Genomic DNA, 3,293 nt, shown 5'->3' on the forward strand with positions numbered 1-3,293 from the left:
AGCCAACAGATTTACAGTCTGCCCCCTTTAGCCACTCGGGCACCCATCCTTCAAGCGAACCTCGGATTATGCCACGGTTTTATGTCGGACGAAATGCCAAGGCATGGCAAAAAGCATTAAAAAAGCTGCCGCATGCCTCGCCAGCGCATCTCCCGACCACACCTTCACCCCGGGATGCCCCTGGGTACCGCGGAAAGCCCCCCGAAAACGCGGCATAACCCGGTCCGGCCCTAATCCCCAGACCCTGCCGCCCTCCCATGGCGGCTGCGGCCAGGCTTCGGGCATGATGTGTCAGCCTTTCATCAATGCCAGAGTGAATCGCATGGATATTGCCGTCCCGGGCACCCTCCCGCGCCACCGGCCAACCTGGATAACGTGAGACCGTCTACTCATGAGCACTGTCACCGTACCCGCACTTCCCTCCTCCCCCGCTGAGCCGTCTTCCCTGCGCCGGGTCAATCTTGCTTTGCAAGGTGGCGGATCACACGGCGCATTCACCTGGGGGGTGCTGGATGCCCTGCTGGCGGACGAGCGCATCGAGTTTGACGGCATCAGCGGCGCCAGCGCCGGGGCGGTCAACGCCGTGGCGCTGGCACACGGATTCGCTACCGCCCAAAAAGACAACTCCCCCGAAAAAACCAACCCGCGGGAGGCGGCACGTGCGTCCCTCAGCCGGGTCTGGCAGGGCGTTGCCGCCATGGGCAGCCTCGGCTCCATGGCTGACAGCATCAGCAAGATGCTCATTGGGGGCTGGGCCGCCAATAAAGTGAGTGCAAACTTAATGAATAGCGCAATGACACAGTGGATGTCACCCTACCAGTCCAATCCGCTGGACATCAACCCTTTGCGCAAACTGCTGGAGGCAGAAATCGACTTTCACGCCATTGCGGCCATGCACACAACCAAGGCCTTCGTATCGGCGACCCATGTCACCACCGGTCGGGCAGAGATCTTTGCCGGCAAGCGCCTGACTTTGCAGGCGGTGATGGCTTCCACCTGCCTGCCCACGCTGTTTCAGGCGGTTGAAATCGATGACCAGCACTATTGGGATGGCGGGTTCTCGAGCAATCCCTCGCTGCTGCCGCTCATCAGTGATTGCAGCAGCCGCGACATCATTGTTGTGCAGATCAACCCCTTGCGGCGCCCCGAGATTCCCCACACGCCTCACGACATCGCGGACCGGGTGAACGAGCTGACCTTCAACGCCAGCCTGCTGTCCCAGATGCGCACCATCGACTTCATCAACCGCCTGCTGGCCGATGGCCGCTTGCAGGAGGGCGAGAAATACAAGAGCCTGCTGCTGCACCGCATCGACGGCGGCGAGGCGCTGGAAAGCCTGCCCTCGTCCAGCAAGATGTCGGCCGACACGGCCATGATCGAAAAACTGTTTGAGATGGGCCAGGGCGCAGCCAAGCGTTGGCTGCGCCGTCATTTTGAGGCGCTGGGCCTGCAAAGCACAGTCAATATCCGGCGCGACTACGTGGGCAGCCTTCCGGCGGAGTTTTAGCCCATCTTCAGAATTTAAGACTTTTCGGCCTTCCGACCAGGCGGGACGAGCGCAAGCAGCTATCAAAACAATAGCAGCCTAGACCTTCGGATGTGCGTCACGCCATTCGCGCGCCTGTGAGAAATGGCCGCAACCGATAAAAGGCAAGGGTGGCCGCATCGCCGACAGCGGCGACGGGTGGTTGGCCACCAGCACCTTGTGGCGCTTCGCATCAATCAATGCCCGCTTGCTCTGGGCATGTGCCCCCCACAGCATGAAGACCACCGGGTGGTCGCCTTCCGCGACCTGGCGGATCAGTGTGTCGGTCAATACTTCCCAGCCCTTGCCGGCGTGGCTGGCCGGCAGCCCTTCCTCAACTGTGAGGCAGGTGTTGAGCAACAGCACCCCATGGGTCGCCCACTTCACCAGGCTGCCGCCGGGCACCGGAAACTGGGGCGGGGGCGTACCCAGGTCGCGTTGCAGCTCCTTGAAGATATTGCGCAGTGAGGGCGGCAGGGCGACGCCGGGGGCGACGGAAAACGCCAGTCCCTCGGCCTGCCCCAACCCATGGTACGGATCCTGGCCGAGGATGACCACGCGCACGTCTTCGGGCGGCGTGAGCTCCAGCGCGCGCAGCGGCTGGGGCGGGAAGATCGTCGCGCCTTCCGCCAGGCGGCCTCGCAAAAAGCCCAGCAACCTCTGGCCGGTCGGACTGCCAAAAAATGCATCGGTAGTCGGCCGCCAGCCGGGCGCCACCGGCCATGCGGCGGGGTCAGCAGTGGTGAGCCGATTGGGCAAGGGCGCCTTCATGGCGTCAAGCAGCTGGTTCATGGCTTTACAGCCTATCTTTTACCGAACAATTGAGCCAGCGCAAGGCCGGGTTCTTCCGCGCGCATGAATGCCTCGCCGACCAGGAATGCATTCACACCTGCCTGGCGCATGCGCTGCACGTCCGCTGGCGTGGCAATGCCCGACTCGGTAATCAGCAGGCGGTCCGCCGGCACCCTGGCCAGCATGCCCAGCGTGGTGTCCAGCGAGACCTCGAAAGTTTTGAGGTTGCGGTTGTTGATGCCGATCAGCGGCGTCTTGAGCTTGAGCGCACGCTCCAGTTCGGCTTCGTCGTGTACCTCGACCAGCACCGCCATGTCCAGCGACATCGCCAGCGCTTCAAGCGATTGCATCTGCGCGTCGTCCAGGCAGGCCGCAATCAACAGAATGCAATCGGCACCCATGACGCGCGCTTCATACACCTGGTAAGGATCCACCATGAAGTCTTTGCGCAGCACCGGCAGACTGCAGGAGGCCCGCGCCTGCTTCAGGTAATCAATGCTGCCCTGGAAGAACTGCTTGTCGGTCAGCACCGAAAGGCAGGCGGCGCTGATCTCGCCATCACCTTCGGCATAGCTTTGCGCGATATCGGCTGGAATGAAGTCGGCGCGCAGCACGCCTTTGGACGGGCTGGCCTTCTTGATTTCGGCAATCACCGCGGGCTGACCCGCTGCGATCTTGGCGCGCAGCGCACCCACAAAGTCACGCGTCAGGACACGCGATTCGGCATCTTCGCGCATCACGTCCAGCGGTTTGCGGCGGATGGCATCGGCAATTTCTTGGCGTTTGATGGCGATGATTTGGTTCAGGATATCGGACATGCCCCGATTTTGGCAGATGCGGCCAGACCTCCCGCAGGAGTCCGCCTTGGCGGTGTTAGCGCAAACCCGCTACAACCGGACGCGTCCCGGCACTAGTATTTCCCTTCGCCCGCTTTGACCGCCCTTGCCTGACCGGGCTCGCGCACAAGGTGTACCTC

The 3,293-nt window shown here is 62.3% G+C and carries 3 protein-coding genes; 1 reads left to right on the forward strand and 2 read right to left on the reverse strand.

Translation table 11 applies throughout. From position 1 onward, the window contains the following. Positions 1-391: 391 nt before the first annotated feature. A complete protein-coding gene (locus AC1DWI_RS17275; RefSeq protein ID WP_457282281.1) occupies positions 392-1,507 on the forward strand; it encodes a patatin-like phospholipase family protein in 1,116 nt (371 codons plus the stop codon). A 78-nt stretch (positions 1,508-1,585) separates the two neighbouring features. On the opposite strand, the gene AC1DWI_RS17280 is transcribed toward AC1DWI_RS17275, so the two are convergent. Next, on the reverse strand, positions 1,586-2,317 hold the full coding sequence (locus AC1DWI_RS17280; protein ID WP_477670735.1) for a uracil-DNA glycosylase: 732 nt from the start codon (positions 2,315-2,317) through the stop codon (positions 1,586-1,588). An 11-nt stretch (positions 2,318-2,328) separates the two neighbouring features. Continuing rightward, positions 2,329-3,135, reverse strand: coding sequence for an indole-3-glycerol phosphate synthase TrpC (gene trpC / locus AC1DWI_RS17285; protein WP_477670734.1), 807 nt, complete (start codon positions 3,133-3,135; stop codon positions 2,329-2,331). Positions 3,136-3,293: the final 158 nt, after the last annotated feature.

The sequence above is a fragment of the Polaromonas sp. P3_C2 genome (genome assembly GCF_056402675.1).

What these genes read in the sequence shown, in the direction of transcription:
- AC1DWI_RS17275 (WP_457282281.1), top strand. Translation starts at nt 392, where the DNA reads ATGAGCACTGTCACCGTACCCGCACTTCCCTCCTCCCCCGCTGAGCCG.
- AC1DWI_RS17280 (WP_477670735.1), bottom strand. Translation starts at nt 2,317, where the DNA reads ATGAACCAGCTGCTTGACGCCATGAAGGCGCCCTTGCCCAATCGGCTC.
- trpC (WP_477670734.1), bottom strand. Translation starts at nt 3,135, where the DNA reads ATGTCCGATATCCTGAACCAAATCATCGCCATCAAACGCCAAGAAATT.